21 protein-coding genes are annotated in these 14,630 nt (G+C 37.1%); 11 read left to right on the top strand and 10 right to left on the bottom strand.

Going from position 1 to position 14,630, the window contains the following annotated elements; genetic code table 11:
• Window positions 1–1,044 carry a ribonucleotide-diphosphate reductase subunit beta gene (locus tag U9R83_RS24365; RefSeq protein ID WP_013059560.1) on the top strand — a complete coding sequence of 348 codons (1,044 nt, stop codon included), beginning with the start codon at window positions 1–3 and terminating at the stop codon, window positions 1,042–1,044.
• A gap of 29 nt (window positions 1,045–1,073) precedes the next feature.
• Here the strand turns inward: U9R83_RS24365 and U9R83_RS24360 are convergent, their stop codons facing one another.
• Complete coding sequence (locus tag U9R83_RS24360) at window positions 1,074–1,277, bottom strand: hypothetical protein (RefSeq protein ID WP_013059559.1); 204 nt, start codon at window positions 1,275–1,277, stop codon at window positions 1,074–1,076.
• Window positions 1,278–1,343: 66 nt separating this feature from the next.
• Complete coding sequence (locus tag U9R83_RS24355) at window positions 1,344–1,502, bottom strand: DUF1540 domain-containing protein (RefSeq protein WP_013059558.1); 159 nt, start codon at window positions 1,500–1,502, stop codon at window positions 1,344–1,346.
• 207 nt (window positions 1,503–1,709) lie between these two features.
• Here U9R83_RS24355 and U9R83_RS24350 point away from each other — a divergent pair, with 207 nt between their 5' ends.
• Genes U9R83_RS24350 through U9R83_RS24340 form a run of 3 tightly spaced genes read left to right on the top strand, consistent with a single transcriptional unit; the run spans window position 1,710 to window position 3,275 of the window.
• A complete protein-coding gene (locus U9R83_RS24350; RefSeq protein WP_013059557.1) occupies window positions 1,710–1,991 on the top strand; it encodes a DUF2325 domain-containing protein in 282 nt (93 codons plus the stop codon).
• Window positions 1,992–2,045: 54 nt separating this feature from the next.
• Window positions 2,046–2,801 (top strand): hypothetical protein, encoded by a 756-nt coding sequence (locus tag U9R83_RS24345; protein ID WP_226554854.1) that lies wholly within the window; start codon window positions 2,046–2,048, stop codon window positions 2,799–2,801.
• A 15-nt stretch (window positions 2,802–2,816) separates the two neighbouring features.
• Window positions 2,817–3,275 (top strand): flavodoxin, encoded by a 459-nt coding sequence (locus U9R83_RS24340; protein WP_221779470.1) that lies wholly within the window; start codon window positions 2,817–2,819, stop codon window positions 3,273–3,275.
• Window positions 3,276–3,305: 30 nt separating this feature from the next.
• Here the strand turns inward: U9R83_RS24340 and U9R83_RS24335 are convergent, their stop codons facing one another.
• The gene (locus tag U9R83_RS24335) at window positions 3,306–4,343 is read right to left on the bottom strand and encodes a cytochrome d ubiquinol oxidase subunit II (RefSeq protein WP_014457951.1); all 1,038 of its coding nucleotides are present in this window, start codon (window positions 4,341–4,343) and stop codon (window positions 3,306–3,308) included.
• A gap of 15 nt (window positions 4,344–4,358) precedes the next feature.
• Window positions 4,359–5,693 (bottom strand): cytochrome ubiquinol oxidase subunit I, encoded by a 1,335-nt coding sequence (locus U9R83_RS24330; RefSeq protein ID WP_014457952.1) that lies wholly within the window; start codon window positions 5,691–5,693, stop codon window positions 4,359–4,361.
• A 151-nt stretch (window positions 5,694–5,844) separates the two neighbouring features.
• Between U9R83_RS24330 and U9R83_RS24325 the strand changes: the two genes are divergently transcribed.
• The gene (locus U9R83_RS24325) at window positions 5,845–6,090 is read left to right on the top strand and encodes a type B 50S ribosomal protein L31 (protein WP_013059552.1); all 246 of its coding nucleotides are present in this window, start codon (window positions 5,845–5,847) and stop codon (window positions 6,088–6,090) included.
• Window positions 6,091–6,119: 29 nt separating this feature from the next.
• Here the strand turns inward: U9R83_RS24325 and U9R83_RS24320 are convergent, their stop codons facing one another.
• A complete protein-coding gene (locus U9R83_RS24320) occupies window positions 6,120–7,085 on the bottom strand; it encodes a metal ABC transporter substrate-binding protein (RefSeq protein ID WP_115655007.1) in 966 nt (321 codons plus the stop codon).
• An 83-nt stretch (window positions 7,086–7,168) separates the two neighbouring features.
• Window positions 7,169–8,356, bottom strand: a complete 1,188-nt coding sequence (locus tag U9R83_RS24315; protein WP_226554855.1) for a GTP-binding protein — start codon at window positions 8,354–8,356, stop codon at window positions 7,169–7,171.
• Window positions 8,357–8,474: 118 nt separating this feature from the next.
• Between U9R83_RS24315 and U9R83_RS24310 the strand changes: the two genes are divergently transcribed.
• Window positions 8,475–9,047: a beta-class carbonic anhydrase gene (locus U9R83_RS24310; RefSeq protein ID WP_014457956.1), complete on the top strand. Its 573-nt coding sequence runs from the start codon at window positions 8,475–8,477 to the stop codon at window positions 9,045–9,047.
• A 3-nt stretch (window positions 9,048–9,050) separates the two neighbouring features.
• Here the strand turns inward: U9R83_RS24310 and yidD are convergent, their stop codons facing one another.
• A complete protein-coding gene (gene yidD, locus U9R83_RS24305; protein WP_013059548.1) occupies window positions 9,051–9,278 on the bottom strand; it encodes a membrane protein insertion efficiency factor YidD in 228 nt (75 codons plus the stop codon).
• A 150-nt stretch (window positions 9,279–9,428) separates the two neighbouring features.
• Between yidD and U9R83_RS24300 the strand changes: the two genes are divergently transcribed.
• The 5 genes from U9R83_RS24300 to ytkD all read left to right on the top strand — a co-directional run bounded on the left by U9R83_RS24300 (window position 9,429) and on the right by ytkD (window position 11,980).
• The gene (locus U9R83_RS24300; RefSeq protein ID WP_013059547.1) at window positions 9,429–9,902 is read left to right on the top strand and encodes an S-ribosylhomocysteine lyase; all 474 of its coding nucleotides are present in this window, start codon (window positions 9,429–9,431) and stop codon (window positions 9,900–9,902) included.
• A 150-nt stretch (window positions 9,903–10,052) separates the two neighbouring features.
• Window positions 10,053–10,493, top strand: a complete 441-nt coding sequence (locus tag U9R83_RS24295) for a Dps family protein (RefSeq protein ID WP_013059546.1) — start codon at window positions 10,053–10,055, stop codon at window positions 10,491–10,493.
• A gap of 91 nt (window positions 10,494–10,584) precedes the next feature.
• Complete coding sequence (locus tag U9R83_RS24290; protein WP_028410466.1) at window positions 10,585–11,010, top strand: phage holin family protein; 426 nt, start codon at window positions 10,585–10,587, stop codon at window positions 11,008–11,010.
• Between the two features lie 74 nt (window positions 11,011–11,084).
• The gene (locus tag U9R83_RS24285; protein ID WP_014457958.1) at window positions 11,085–11,405 is read left to right on the top strand and encodes a hypothetical protein; all 321 of its coding nucleotides are present in this window, start codon (window positions 11,085–11,087) and stop codon (window positions 11,403–11,405) included.
• Between the two features lie 104 nt (window positions 11,406–11,509).
• Window positions 11,510–11,980: an RNA deprotection pyrophosphohydrolase gene (ytkD, locus tag U9R83_RS24280; protein ID WP_014457959.1), complete on the top strand. Its 471-nt coding sequence runs from the start codon at window positions 11,510–11,512 to the stop codon at window positions 11,978–11,980.
• Window positions 11,981–12,027: 47 nt separating this feature from the next.
• Here ytkD and U9R83_RS24275 read toward each other — a convergent pair whose 3' ends face one another.
• The 3 genes from U9R83_RS24275 to U9R83_RS24265 form a co-directional block, all read right to left on the bottom strand.
• Window positions 12,028–12,747: an ABC transporter permease gene (locus U9R83_RS24275; protein ID WP_014457960.1), complete on the bottom strand. Its 720-nt coding sequence runs from the start codon at window positions 12,745–12,747 to the stop codon at window positions 12,028–12,030.
• A 73-nt stretch (window positions 12,748–12,820) separates the two neighbouring features.
• Window positions 12,821–13,591, bottom strand: a complete 771-nt coding sequence (locus U9R83_RS24270; protein ID WP_221779464.1) for an ABC transporter ATP-binding protein — start codon at window positions 13,589–13,591, stop codon at window positions 12,821–12,823.
• A 1-nt stretch (window position 13,592) separates the two neighbouring features.
• Window positions 13,593–14,591, bottom strand: a complete 999-nt coding sequence (locus U9R83_RS24265) for an ABC transporter substrate-binding protein (protein ID WP_014457962.1) — start codon at window positions 14,589–14,591, stop codon at window positions 13,593–13,595.
• Between the last annotated feature and the right edge of the window lie 39 nt (window positions 14,592–14,630).

Raw genomic sequence — 14,630 nt, 5'->3', positions numbered from 1 at the left:
ATGACAAGCATGTTAAAACGAGAATTAATGAACGAAACAGCTCCGAACCGTTCGACAGGAATCATCAACGGCAAGAGCTCAAATATTTTAAACTGGGATGACGTCCGATTTTCATGGGCGTTCCCTAAATACAAGCGTATGCTAGCTAACTTCTGGACGCCGTTTGAAATTAATATGGGTCAAGATATTAAGCAGTTCCCTCAGTTAACGGCTGACGAACAAGAGAGCTTTTTAAAAATTATTGGCTTGCTGGCGCTACTGGACAGTATTCAATCAGATTATGCTAGCAAAGTAGCTGACTATGTAACCGATTCTTCGATTAATGCTCTAATGATTATTTTAGCGCAGCAAGAAGTGGTTCATAATCATTCGTATTCATATGTTTTATCAAGTCTTGTACCAAAAGGAAAACAAGATGAAGTATTTGAATACTGGCGCACAGACGAAAAGCTTCGCGCTAGAAATGACTTTATTACAAACGGATATAAAGCATTTAGCGAAGAAGCAACGGTTGAAAACTTTTTAAAGTCTATGGTATATGATGTTATTTTAGAAGGTCTCTTCTTCTATAGCGGATTTGCGTTCTTCTATAATCTTGCGAGAAATCAAAAGATGGTGGCGACATCTACTATGATTAACTATATCAATCGTGATGAACAGCTTCATGTTGGGTTATTTGAAAAGATTTTCAAGGAAGTACTAAATGAAAATCCAGCTTATCGTACGGAGGAGCTAGAAACGTTTGTAGTTGAAACGTTCCAAGAGGCAGCTCGTCTTGAAATTGAATGGGCGGAATCTGTTATCGGAGAAAAATTCGACGGCATCACGATGAAAGAGCTGCAGCAGTATATTGAATACATGGCTAATAAACGCTGTAATCAGTTAGGCTTCGGTCGAGCTGCTTTCCCAGAAGCACCGATTGAAAATCCTCTTCGTTGGATTATTGCTTATCAAGAGGTAGATTTAGGGAAAACGGATTTCTTTGAACAGAAATCACGACAATATACAAAAGCATCAGATGCGAATGGATTTGATGATCTATAAACACAAAAGCTGACTAATTTTCTTATTGATTAGTCAGCTTTTTTTAAGTGAATAAGTCCAAGTTCTAACGCACGTGTAGTAATTAAGTCATCAATTTCTTCTGGAATGTTTTCAAGTGTTCCCCATTTGTATGTCCATAAATGAGTAAACGATTGTACATAGATTGGAAAGGTTTGTTCATTTGCTTTTATGGCTTCTTCTTTAAAAAAATGAATCAGTTGTTCAGTTTTCATACTAGTCTCCTTTTTTATGATCTTGAAGAGAGAAAAAAGACAACCCAGAGGCTGTCCTTTTGCGGGTTATGCTTCAGTTGGCTTGAACGTTTTACAGTCTGTTTCATAACTGCTTGCTGCATGTTTTCCGCTATGACTTACCACGTAAATTTCTTCTGCGCTGCAGTGATTTCCATTTTTCCAAAAGTGACAGTTATTTACTTCACAAAGAATGTTTTGTTCCAACGTTAACCCTCCTTTGTATGTGATAGCTATAGTATGGTCAAAATTCAACTAACTTATAAGAAAGGTGGTAGACTTTCATTTTAATTGAGAATTTTTATCAATTAAACATTGACAAAGAGAATCATTCTCAATTAAACTGTGTATATAGTAAAGAATACAGGTTGTTGTCAAATCATTAAATGAATAATTAATTGGGAGGGAACAAACATGTCATCAGTTATGGTTGTAGGAGGAGACAGGTTAAAGCATATTACAGATCGTTTAGCGGGAGAAGGATTTAATGAAGTAATTCATTTAGATGGCCGTAAAAGCAATATGGTGAAGCGAGAAATACCCGAACATATTGGGTTTGTATTAGTTATTACGGATTTTATTAATCACAATATGGCAAAAGTCATTAAAGAGAAAGCAAAAAAACAAAAAAAACCGATTTATTTCGTCAAACATTCATGGAGTGCTATTCGTAAAGTGATTGAGCAAATTTCATGATTTAATTTTTAATCATTATTGAGAATGAATTTCAATTAGGGTGGTGAGACATAGGTGGAACCGATAAAAGTGCACATAAAGACACTCTCTAACGACCACATCGAACAATTTATTCGATGTCCGTACAAATTTTATCAGCAGCAGCTGCTTTTGAAAAAGACATCTATAGATTGGAAACAGCATGTTCAAGTAACTGTCCATCAAATCATTAAAACATACTATAGCAAGCCAGTTGAGTATCGCTCAAACCTCTATGTTTTACAGCTTATTGAAAAATATTGGCGCCTAAAGCCAAATATGTTTTCATCACCCATTCACTATTACGATGTGTTAGCTAAAGTAAGCGATTATTTACTGAGGTTTTTAGGCGAGAAAACACATGTGGAGCTACCGCTTTTTGTGTTTGAGAAATACAGCGTTTATGTAGAAGAAATTCAAAGCAACCTTTCTCTAACCATTGATTTTGCTGCATGGACAGAGAAGTCTTATACGGTAACAAAATTCATTCTAGATGACCATGAAGAAGTGAAGAACGCAATGAAAGACTTTATTATCGTTTTTTCGAGACAAGCTTTTAAAAAGGTTCCTGAACAAATTCGTTTTTATTCATTATTAACCGGAGAAACAACAACTTATCATATTACACCAGGCGATTATAAAAAAGCCATACTTCAACTACATATTGTCAAAAGTGTCTTAATGGAACCAAAACATTTTCAAAAGAATTATGCATCCAGTGAGTGTAAAAACTGTCCTCTTAAGCAAGAATGTTGGGAAGAAGGGGATGTGCGGCCAACACTGCTGGTGTAAAGGAGCGTCATTTACATGAAGGAAATCTTACTAGCTTATGCGAGTATGTCAGGCAACACAGAAGCGATAGCCGATTTGATTGAAGAAGAATTACTCAAGCATGGATTGCATGTGAAACGAGCAGAAGTATATGATATTGATGCTTCTGACCTTGTGTCCGCAGAATCTATTATCTTTGGAGCTTATACGTGGGGAGATGGAGAGCTGCCAGATGATTTTTTAGATCTTTATGATGAAATGGATGATATAGATCTCAGTCAAAAGCAGATGGCTGTATTTGGTTCAGGTGATTCATCATATGATGTTTTTTGCGGAGCAGTTGATTTAATTGAAGAAAAAATAAAGAGACGCAACGGAAATATAGCTGTTCCTGGTTTGAAAATCGAGCTCTCTCCCTTTGGAGAAGATGTAGAAAAATGTAAGGTATTCGCTAAAGACTTTGCTGAAGTAGTGGAAAAATCTGCTACTTCATAAGGAAACCCGGTCAAGTGCTGACCGGGTTTTTTAATATGGCTTCTTTTTGCTGTATTCTTTATTATCTTTCATAAATAGACGCCAGAAATAAAAGAATCCAGGAAATAAAATCGCAAAGCCAACAATATACACAATAAATAACGAATGAAACGCATCGGGATGTGTAAATCCATTCTCAATCGTTACGTTTGGATACACGACATACGGTAAATGACTTCGTCCGTATACGTAACTTGCTAAGAAATATTGAAGGACGATTGATACCACGGCTAAACGAGGCATTCCTTTTCCTTTTTGAGAAGGCAGCAGCAGAGCAATACCAGCTACTACAAATAGACCTACAGATCCGTAAAGAAGGGGCTTAAACTGCATCATTTTATCATATAACCAGCTTGCTTCTGATTGCATTGTAATCATAATAAAGATAGCCATTAGCAGTGAAAGAGGTCCTGTAATGAGCGCATCGCGCCGATAGACCGCATAAGCTTCCATTTCGTCAGATGACTTCGAGTAATCTGCTAATAAAAGAGACGAAAGAAACAGGGAAGAGGTAATGGCAAAACCAATAAATGAATAGACGTGCGGACTTGAAAACACTCTTGCTAAATTTAATCGCTGCGTCCCGTCAATTACATCAATAAATCCACCTTGACTTACTGGCAGTACGGCGATTAAAAAAGCAGGAATTAATACGCCAGATATACCGGATACATAAACCAACGCTCTCCGATATTTGAAGCTGCTAGCATAATGTGAAAACACTAAAAATCCGCTTCGAATAGATAAGAGAAGTAAAATGATACTTCCCGGTACTAGTAGCACTGTTCCAAGCGTAAATGTAGCTCGAGGAAAAAAACTAAACAGCGCAACAACAATCGCAACGATAAATACATTGGTTACTTCCCACGTCGGCGATAGATATCTGTTTGCTACATCTGTAGCATTTGTTTTCGTACGGTTAATATATACCATCGACCAAAAACCAGCTCCAAAGTCCATCGTTCCCATTACGGCATAGATAAAAATGAAGCCCCATATTACAGTAATTGCTAGTAATGAATCACCCATATTCTCACATCCTTTTTAATCTGCTTGCGCAGCAAGCTCTTTAGAAAGCGGATTTCTTCTGAAATAAAACACCAGTACAAGGGCGACTGCGGCCACGAGTACGATATAAACAAGCAAAAATAAAAAAAATAGAATATGCAAATTAGCAGAAGTGGTAACCGCCTCTGATGTACGCATAATGCGGTAAATGACCCAAGGCTGTCTTCCTGTACATGCAAAAATCCAGCCGAATTCAATGCCCATGATAGCGAGAGGACCCGTTGCGACAAATGCCCACATAAAAATCTTAGGGAAGCTTTTCTTCTTTAAAAATTTGTACCAAACAACGCCCACTAGCGCTACTAAAATTAAAATCGATCCGATAATGACCATACCGTTAAACAAGGTATGCACAAAAAGCGGCGGCCAATAATCCCTCGGAAAGTCATTGAGCCCAGTAATCACTGTGTCAAAGCTATTACCTGACAAGAAGCTAAGCATCCATGGAAACTCAATTCCGTATTTAACTCGCTGTTCTTCTTCATCTGTAAATCCGCCTAAAGCTAATGGCGCATGATCTTGCGTTTCAAATAGACCTTCAGCTGCTGCAAGTTTTTCGGGTTGATATTCGTATACTTTTTGCATCGATTCATGTCCATTCAAAGCTGTTACAAAAGAAAAAATCCCGCCAATTACTAATCCCATCATCAACGCTTTATGATGAAATTTATATTCTCTTGGATTATGTTTTCGCGCACGAAGCATTTTAAAGGCAGCGACTGAAGCAATGACAAAGCCTCCAGTTGTATAAGCAGAAACGGCTACGTGGCCGGACGTTACAAAGAAACTCGGATTAAAGAAAGCTGCCCAAGGATCTACGCTTACAATTTCGCCATTTAAAATTCGAAAGCCAGCAGGTGTTCCTTCAAATGCGTGCACGTTTGTAATTAAAACGGCAGAGGCAAGAGCTCCTATTGCTACTAAAATTAGACTGATAATCCTCATTTTTCGAGAAATACGGTCCGCTGCGTATACGTAAATAGAGAGAAAAAGAGCCTCAATAAAGAAAGCATAAATTTCAATTTGAAAAGGAAGAGCCATCACTTTTCCTACGATTTCCATAAAACCCGGCCAAAGCAACGCTAATTGTACACCAGCAATCGTTCCCGTAGGAATAGCGACTCCAAGCAGGACAGCAGCTCCTTTTGTCCAACGCTGTGCCATAAGTTCATAATCTTTATCTTTTGTTTTGTAGTAAAGAATTTCAGCCAATAAAATCATGAGAGGAATGCCGACGCCAAGAGTAGCAAAGATGATATGTACTCCCATGTTCAGACCAAACATTGAACGTGCAGTAACTAAATGATCCATTCATTTTCAACCTTTCCAGTAAAGTATTGATAAACCTTATTGTCCACTTTTTACCACACTTTATGCATCAGAATTGGTAAAACATATCACTTGAAAATAGTAATCATTACGATTATAATAAATATATATTGTTTTAAAGGAGAGATATTTAATGAAAACAAATATTCATCCAGACTATCGTAAAGTTGTATTTATGGATACAAATAGCGGAACATCATTTTTATCAGGATCTACAAAACAATCAAATGAGACCGTTCAATGGGAAGATGGCAACACATATCCGCTTTTAAAAGTTGAAATCAGTTCGGATACACATCCATTTTATACAGGAAAACAAAAATTTGCTGATAAAGGCGGCCGTGTAGAACGCTTTAAGCAAAAATATAAATTACAATAAAAAAACTAGCCGGGAGGCTAGTTTTTTTATTAATATAATGCTTTTTTCAGCGTATCAATGTTGTGTTGCATAATGGAGAAATAATCTTCTTTATTTTTAACATCGTTTTTCGTTAATGACTCTAAGTTATGAAGGGTTAAAGCTTGAGCTCCCACTTCATTTTTTACAAGCGTAGACACTTTAGGCTTTAAATTTTGGTCAAAGATAAAGTATTTGATATGGTCTTTTTTTGCCTGTTTTACGATGTTTTCTAATTGTTTTTGAGACGGCTCATTTGTAGGAGATAATCCCGCTACGCTAATTTGCTTTAAGCCGTATCGTTTTTCCCAGTAGCCATAGGCTGCATGTGATACTAAAATTTCTTTATGAGGTGCGTCGCCAATCGTTGTTTTTAGCTCTTGGTCTACATCTTCAAGCTGAGTCTTTAACGCTTGGAAGTTCTTTTCAAACTCTGCTTTTTTATCTGGTTTTAATTCAATAAGTTCATTCTTAATATTTTCTGCTAATTGAATAGCTAAAACAGGATCAAGCCAAACGTGAGGGTCTGTATCTCCGTGGTTATGCTCTTCTTCATGTGCATGTTCGTCTTCGTCTTCGTGTGCATGCTCATCTTCAGAACTCTTTGCTAGTTCAATTCCTTTTGCAGCTTCTACTAAAGCGACATCTTCATTTTTAAGTGTAGACTGTGCTTTATCTGCAAAACCTTCAAGCCCAATTCCTGAGTAAACGAATGCGTCCGCATTTGCGATTTTGACCATTGTTTTTGTGGTAGGTTCAAATGAGTGCGCATCTACACCAGTTGGTAAAATACTTTTAGCTTCTACATATTTTCCACCGATTTTTTCAGTGAAGTCCTGTAAAGGATAAATTGTTGTGTAAACTTCTAATTTTTTGTTTTTATTATCAGATGCGTTATTTGCACTGCTTGAACTGCACCCTGCAAGGGCTGTTCCAATTCCTAATGCCAGCACCATTAAAAGTGGTTTGAATTTCATTATGTTGCTCCTTCCGTTCGTATCGTAACCGTTTATGACCTATGTTATTATATCGTAATTATTACGATTTGAAAACTAAAAAATTACGCACTTACTGTAAACTTCGGAAGAGGATCTTTGAAAGTAGCCCAATCCTGATTCATTTCCTCATTTGTCAGCAAACAGCGGTCTAAAGTTTCAATTATTTCAGCTTTATTCATATCAATACCAATAAACACAAGCTCGTTAATACGATCTCCAAATTGTTCATCCCATTTTGCTCGTAATTCAGGCTCTTCTTTTAAGGTTTGTTCTCTTTCCTCTGCTGTGTACGTCGCCACCCATTCACCCGCTCCTTGAATCATAATAGACGTACCTGCTTGAGAAAGAAGTCCTGCCATATGGTTGCGTGAAGGAAGCCAGAAAAATCCTTTTGCACGTACAATATCAACCGGCCAATTCTCTAACCATTTCATAAAACGTTCAGGATGAAGGGGACGATTCCTTCTATATACAAAAGAAGAAATACCAAACTCTTCTGTTTCAGGCGTATGGTGTTCTTCATTTAATTCTTTAATCCACCCGGCTCCTTGACTAGCTTTTTCAAAGTCGAATAAGTCGGTATGAAGTACAGACTCAAGTTTTACCTCACTATTAACGGTTTGGATAACAATGGCCTCTGGGTTTAATTTGTGAAGAACAGCCTGCAGCTCATCTGCATCGTCTTTTGTTAACAAATCAACTTTGTTTAACAAAATGACGTTTGCAAATTCAATTTGATCGATTAATAAATCAACTACTTCTCTTGTATCGTTTTCATCCGTTCCTTCTTTGCGATCTAATAAGCTTTCGCCGGATGAAAAGTCTTCCCAAAAGCGATTGGCATCTACTACAGTGACCATTGTATCTAATGAACATTTCTGAGTTAAATCAATGCCAAGCTCTTCATCAATATAAGTAAATGTTTGAGCCACAGGGATAGGTTCGCTAATTCCGGAAGATTCAATGACAATATAATCAATATCACCATTATCAGCTAGGCGTTCTACCTCTTTCATTAGATCATCTCGAAGCGTACAGCAAATACAGCCATTTTGCATTTCAACTAGCTTTTCTTCTGTTCGAGAAAACCCGCCTTGTTTAACTAAGTCTGCATCAATATTTACTTCGCTCATGTCATTGACAATAACCGCGACCTTTGAACCTTCTTTATTTTTTAAAATATGGTTCAAAAGCGTTGTTTTACCTGAACCAAGGTATCCGCTTAAAACGGTAACGGGAATTTTTTTCACTGTTATAACCTACTTTCTTGTTTATAAATAATAATGATTACGATTTAACACTTTTCATCTTATAGGAAAAAGTATTATAATACAAGAAAGAATTTTTTTATGAAGGAGAAGACAGCAAATGAGCTTATTACAAGATGTTTTAGAATTCAACAAAAAATTTGTAGAAGAAAAGAAGTACGAACTTTACGAAACAAGCAAATTCCCTGATAAAAAGATGGTTATTTTATCGTGTATGGACACAAGATTGGTAGAATTGCTTCCGCACGCTTTAAATCTGCGTAACGGAGATGTGAAAATTGTTAAAAACGCAGGAGCACTTGTTTCACATCCATTTGGAAGTATTATGCGAAGCATTTTAGTAGCTGTGTACGAGCTTCAAGCCGATGAGGTATGTGTAATTGGTCACCATGACTGCGGAGCAGGTAAACTTCAGGCGGAACCTTTTTTAGAGAAAGTAAGAGCAAAAGGCATCTCAGATGAAGTGATTAATACCATTGAATATTCTATGGACTTGAAACAATGGTTAACAGGTTTTGATTCAGTAGAAGAGACTGTTCAGCATAGTGTAGAGACAATCCGTAACCACCCTCTATTTTCAAAAGATACTCCTGTACATGGACTAGTTATTGATCCAAATACAGGAAAGCTAGATGTTGTTGTAAATGGGTACGAAGCAATCGAAAACAACTAAAGCTTAGTGTGATTTTTTCTCAGGTACTTCATCAATGCCACCCGGATGGAAAGGGTGGCATTTTAAAATGCGCTTTACAGTCAAATAAGATCCCTTTACGGCACCAAAACGTTTAATGGATTCAACTCCGTACTGTGAGCAAGTAGGGTAAAAGCGGCATCTTGCCGGAAGAAAAGGTGAAATTCCTTTTTGATACCCTTTTATAAGTAAAAGCAAAAGCTTTGCAATCATTTATTATCACGTTCTTTCTTTCGTGTTTGCTCATACTATAAGGGATAGAAGGAATAAAAAGCAACTAAAAGAAATAAAGGTTATTAAATGGATGAAATATATCGGAATTGCATGTTATGATAGGTGAAAGAAGAAAAAAGGAGTGGTATTATGCCATCAGTAGAAAGTTTTGAGCTAGATCATAATGCGGTTAAAGCACCTTACGTAAGACACTGCGGTGTTCACAAAGTGGGAAGCGACGGTGTTGTAAATAAATTCGATATTCGTTTTTGCCAGCCAAACAAACAAGCAATGAAGCCCGACGTTATTCATACGTTAGAGCATTTATTAGCTTTTAACATTCGTACTCATGTAGAAAAATATGATCACTTTGATATTATTGATATTTCGCCTATGGGATGTCAAACTGGGTACTACTTAGTAGTGAGCGGCGAGCCAACTGTACGTGAAATTATTGACTTGTTAGACGATACGTTAAAAGATGCAATTAATATTACTGAAATTCCAGCAGCAAACGAAAAGCAGTGCGGTCAAGCGAAACTTCACGATTTAGAAGGAGCAAAACGCTTGATGAAGTTCTGGTTAGAACAGGACAAAGAAGATTTAGAAAAAGTATTTGGCTAAAAATAAGCAGTCCGCGGGGCTGCTTATTTTATTTGGAAAAGATAAATGATTAAAGAAAGGGAAATGTCTCTTTTTATGAAAAAAATGTTTTAATCAACTAAAAAAGGGTACAACTATACTATACAAAGAGTTCACAAAGGAGCGAAAAACATGGCAGCAAATGTAAATGAAATCGTTAATAAACAAGTGGCAAACTTTAGTGTAATGTACATAAAACTTCATAACTTTCACTGGTACGTAAAAGGTGAACAATTCTTCACTCTTCATGAAAAGTTTGAAGAGCTGTATACGGAAACAGCTACAATTATTGATGACCTTGCAGAACGCCTTTTAGCATTAGAAGGAAAACCTGTGGCAACAATGAAAGAATCGTTAGAACTTTCTTCTATTAAAGAAGCGGATGGAAGCGAAACGGCTAAAGATATGGTTGCTTCTTTAGTAAGCGATTTTGATACGCTAACTGCTGAATTAAAAGAAGGAATGGATGCAGCCGGTGAAGCGGGCGACGAAACAACAGGAGACATGCTGTTAGCCATTCATCAAAGCTTAGAAAAGCATACGTGGATGTTAAAATCATTCCTAGGCAAGTAAGTAAAACCTGCGAGTACTCGCAGGTTTTTTTATGATAAGATGGACGAACACTTTTTTTTCACCGGCATATACTGTAGGGATATGACTGCTTATGACTGCTGAAAGGGTGAAAAAAGTGGATATGCAGAAGCTTTCTGTCTTGATAATCTCAAGTTTAGGTTCACTGGCTTTTTTTTTATTTGGAGAGTGGGACTATTTACTAATGGCTTTAGTAGCATTAGTGACAATGGATTACTTGACGGGTACAATTGCAGCTTTTATAAATAAACGTTTATCTAGCAAAGTAGGTTTTAAAGGAATTGCCAAAAAGATTTTTATTTTTGCCATGATTGCTGTAGCAAACTTTATCGATTCTGTATTTTGGGAAAACGGTCATATTATTCGAGATGGAGCTATTTTGTTCTATATTTTAAACGAAATGATTTCAATTACAGAAAACGCAAGAATTGTAGGGGTTCCCATTCCAGAGCCGTTAAAAAAAGCAATAGCGATTTTAAAAGACCGCTTTAAATCGTAGAGTGTATAAAAAAAGAATAAGATACACATAAGAAAGATAAGTTGGCACTAGAAAGAAGGAGCTGAATATCTTTCATGACAAAAAAATATTATGTATCTCTGAGTTCAGGGGAAATCAATCAGTCAAATACTGCTTCAGACTGGAATTATGCGATTGAAGCAACAGATGAAGAAGTGGAGCAGCTGAGAACCTATTTAGATCAGCGCTCTTCAAGCGATTGGTCAAGCTTTTGGCGATCACATATTCCGTATCTAGAATATCATCATGATTCTCAAAATGATATGTACGATAAAACAACAGTTGACATATATGCCATGCTTTATCAGCTGGGAGACGATGAAACAAAATCACATATCAAACAGATGAATATTTTATCTTCAGATAGGACGGAATAAGGGGTAAAAAGCAAAGAAAAAAAGTACGAGCATACTTTTCTTATCAGGTATGGCCGTAATGTATGATAAAATAAGGGAAAAATCAAATGGAGTTTGAGTCGACCATGTACACATTTAAGGATGCATATCATAATCAAGTATTTTTATCATTTGAAAAAAATCCATTCTCGAAAACTCCACGTCATGTTTGGGTCGTATGCAGGTATGAAAACCAATGGTTGCTAACGAATCACTCAAAACGAGGTTTAGAATTTCCCGGAGGAAAACTAGAAGGCAATGAAGTACCAGAAGAAGCAGCGGTTCGAGAAGTATTTGAAGAAACAGGCGGAGAAGTCTCTTCTTTAACTTATATTGGTCAGTACAAAGTAGTAAGTAAAGGAAAGACCATTATTAAAAACATTTATTTTGCTACTATTGGAAATGTAATTGAAAAAGAAGACTACATGGAAACAGATGGTCCAGTAATGATTGATGAACTACCTTCGGGTATTCAACAAGATGATGCATACAGCTTCATCATGAAAGATAATGTTTTACAATATGTAATGAAATATGTAAAGCGAACATTTTTGTAAAAGCATCGTATTAATAAAAATCCCCCCGTTTGTACGGGGGGATTTTTTTATGAGCGTCGGATCAATTTCTTTTCTAAATAAGCAACGCCTTGGTACATAATCGTAGCGAAAATGGCAATTAATAATAAGCTGAGAAGAACAAGAGTAAAGTTGAAAACTTGGAAACCATAAATAATCATATATCCAAGCCCTTTTGAAGAAACTAAAAATTCTCCTACGATGACGCCTACCCAAGATAAGCCGACATTTACTTTAAATGTGGAAATAATGGCAGGCATGGAAGCTGGCAGAATTGCTTCTTTAAAACAGCGGGTTTTCGTTGCACCGAAGCTTTTTAGTAATTTAATATAGTTTGGATCAACTTCTTTAAAGGCTGTGTAAACGACGATGGATGTAATAATAACGGATATAATCGCTCCCATCGTTAAAATTGAGAAAAATCCTGGACCGATCGCTACTATTAAAATAGGGCCCAGCGCTACTTTGGGCATGGCGTTTAAAATAACGAGGTAAGGGTCTAATATGTTTGCAAGCCTAGTTGAATACCAAAGGGCCGTTGCAAGTAAAATACCTAGCAATGTGCCTAAAATGAAGCCAAGAACCGTTTCAAATAATGTAAAACCAATATGTTCTGCTAGCGAGCCGTCGGCAAGTTTAATTAAAAATAAATGCCATACTTTAGTAGGGGAACTGAAAATTAAAGGATCAATCCACTTTAAACGAGAAGCTAGTTCCCAGAAGCTAAAAAAGGCTAAGAAAATGATCATCTGCACGCTCAGTACTAATCGTTTTTCGCCGCGAACCTTGCGAAGGTAGTTTTCGTGAAGAGTATTTAGGGAGCTAGTGGGTTTCAAGTTGATCAAGCTCCTTCCATATGTCCATAAATAAATCGTTATAGACAGGGTGCTGGCGTGCTTCAAACGGAGAAAGGGTTCGCAAAATAGAAGGAACCGTAAATGTTTTTGCGATCTTCCCCGGCTTGGCTGAGAATAAAAAGATTCGGCTGCTCATAGCAATGGCTTCGCCGATATCGTGCGTGACCAAAACGGCCGTTTTTTGATAAGTCATCAGTGTTTTGGAGACAAGTTCTTCAAGCTTGAGTTTTGTTTGAAAATCAAGTGCTGAAAAAGGTTCATCCAAGAGTAAAATAGCAGGGTCAATCGCAAGTGTTCGGACTAAAGCGACGCGTTGTCTCATGCCTCCGGATAACTGGTGCGGATATAGGTCATCTACGCCCTGTAAACCAATTTCTTTTAGAAGTGAAAGTGCTTTACTCTCTGTTTTATCTGTTAGCTGTCCGCGAATTTCAAGCCCAAGTAAAATATTTTCTTTAATGGTTTTCCACGGAAACAAGTAATCTTGTTGAAGCATATAACCGATGTTCGGGACTGATGTTCCGATATTTTCACCGTCTATTGTGACAGAGCCGGACGATGGTTCAATCAAGCCGGCAATAATCGATAGAAGCGTCGTTTTTCCACATCCGCTTGGGCCGAGAAAGGAAACAAATTCTCCTTCTTCAATAGACAAGTTAATATGTTCAAGTGCAGTGGTAGCAGACTTTGTCGTAAGATACATATGCTGAACATCTTGAATGTGAAGTTTTGTCATATTACTCACTCATTGCATCCTTTGCGAATTTTGTGTTGACTAGCTTGCTGTGATCGATGTGTCTTGGAAGTTCTCCAGATTCGTCCATGATTTTTTGTAAATGATCCCACTCTTTTTGATCTAATAAAGGGTTAGTTGCAAAGGATTTTTGGGATTTATAGCGGTCAATAACCGTTTTCAGCGTTTCTTTAGGTGTATCTTCAAAATACGGTGCAACCACTTCAGCAATTTCATCTGTGCTATGTGTATTCACCCATTTTTGTGCTTTGTAAATAGCTCGAGTAAATTTAGCTGCTGCTTCAGGGTTATCTTTTAAATAGCTTTCTTTGGCCATAAATGTTGTATAAGGAACTGTTCCTGATTCTTTTCCGAAGGAAGCAACGATATGTCCTTTTCCTTGTTTCTCTAAAATACTAGCCGTTGGCTCAAATAATTGAACGTAATCTCCAGTACCAGAAGCAAAAGCATTTGCAACGTTAGCAAAATCAATGTTTTGAACGAGTTTTACATCTTTTTTAGGATCAATATTATGCTGTTTCAACACATATTCCCCTACCATTTGCGGCATGCCGCCTTTACGTTGACCAAGAAACGTTTTGCCTTTAAGCTGATCCCATGAGAATTGATCGACCTTTTTACGTGCTACTAGAAATGTTCCATCGGTTTGGGTTAGCTGTGCAAAGTTGATGACGGGATCACTAGAACCCTGTGCATATACGTAGATTGAAGTTTCCGAGCCGACTAAGGCAACGTCGATGCCATCAGATAAAAGTGACGTCATTGTCTTATCTCCGCCCCACGTTGTTTTTAAATCTACCTTTAGTCCTTCTTCTTCAAAAAAACCTTTTGAAATAGCGACGTACTGGGGAGCATAAAAGATAGAGCGAGTTACTTCGCCGACACGAACCGTTTGTACAGATGTTGTTTTGCTGCAGCTAATTAGTGGAATGAGTAAAATCATAATAGCAAGCAAAGAAAAAAGCCATTTGATTGGTTTCATAAAGCAAACCTCCTTAAAATAATAAAATATTTTATGATA

This window comes from Priestia sp. LL-8 (genome assembly GCF_036227845.1).
GTDB classification, from domain to species: domain Bacteria; phylum Bacillota; class Bacilli; order Bacillales; family Bacillaceae_H; genus Priestia; species Priestia zanthoxyli.
This window is presented reverse-complemented; position numbering and strand designations above follow the sequence as displayed.

Coding starts and splice junctions, on each gene's coding strand:
- U9R83_RS24365 (WP_013059560.1), top strand. CDS start 1: ATGACAAGCATGTTAAAACGAGAATTAATGAACGAAACAGCTCCGAAC.
- U9R83_RS24360 (WP_013059559.1), bottom strand. CDS start 1,277: ATGAAAACTGAACAACTGATTCATTTTTTTAAAGAAGAAGCCATAAAA.
- U9R83_RS24350 (WP_013059557.1), top strand. CDS start 1,710: ATGTCATCAGTTATGGTTGTAGGAGGAGACAGGTTAAAGCATATTACA.
- U9R83_RS24340 (WP_221779470.1), top strand. CDS start 2,817: ATGAAGGAAATCTTACTAGCTTATGCGAGTATGTCAGGCAACACAGAA.
- U9R83_RS24335 (WP_014457951.1), bottom strand. CDS start 4,343: ATGGGTGATTCATTACTAGCAATTACTGTAATATGGGGCTTCATTTTT.
- U9R83_RS24330 (WP_014457952.1), bottom strand. CDS start 5,693: ATGGATCATTTAGTTACTGCACGTTCAATGTTTGGTCTGAACATGGGA.
- U9R83_RS24325 (WP_013059552.1), top strand. CDS start 5,845: ATGAAAACAAATATTCATCCAGACTATCGTAAAGTTGTATTTATGGAT.
- U9R83_RS24320 (WP_115655007.1), bottom strand. CDS start 7,085: ATGAAATTCAAACCACTTTTAATGGTGCTGGCATTAGGAATTGGAACA.
- U9R83_RS24310 (WP_014457956.1), top strand. CDS start 8,475: ATGAGCTTATTACAAGATGTTTTAGAATTCAACAAAAAATTTGTAGAA.
- yidD (WP_013059548.1), bottom strand. CDS start 9,278: ATGATTGCAAAGCTTTTGCTTTTACTTATAAAAGGGTATCAAAAAGGA.
- U9R83_RS24300 (WP_013059547.1), top strand. CDS start 9,429: ATGCCATCAGTAGAAAGTTTTGAGCTAGATCATAATGCGGTTAAAGCA.
- U9R83_RS24295 (WP_013059546.1), top strand. CDS start 10,053: ATGGCAGCAAATGTAAATGAAATCGTTAATAAACAAGTGGCAAACTTT.
- U9R83_RS24290 (WP_028410466.1), top strand. CDS start 10,585: ATGACTGCTGAAAGGGTGAAAAAAGTGGATATGCAGAAGCTTTCTGTC.
- U9R83_RS24285 (WP_014457958.1), top strand. CDS start 11,085: ATGACAAAAAAATATTATGTATCTCTGAGTTCAGGGGAAATCAATCAG.
- ytkD (WP_014457959.1), top strand. CDS start 11,510: ATGTACACATTTAAGGATGCATATCATAATCAAGTATTTTTATCATTT.
- U9R83_RS24275 (WP_014457960.1), bottom strand. CDS start 12,747: ATGATCATTTTCTTAGCCTTTTTTAGCTTCTGGGAACTAGCTTCTCGT.
- U9R83_RS24270 (WP_221779464.1), bottom strand. CDS start 13,591: ATGACAAAACTTCACATTCAAGATGTTCAGCATATGTATCTTACGACA.
- U9R83_RS24265 (WP_014457962.1), bottom strand. CDS start 14,591: ATGAAACCAATCAAATGGCTTTTTTCTTTGCTTGCTATTATGATTTTA.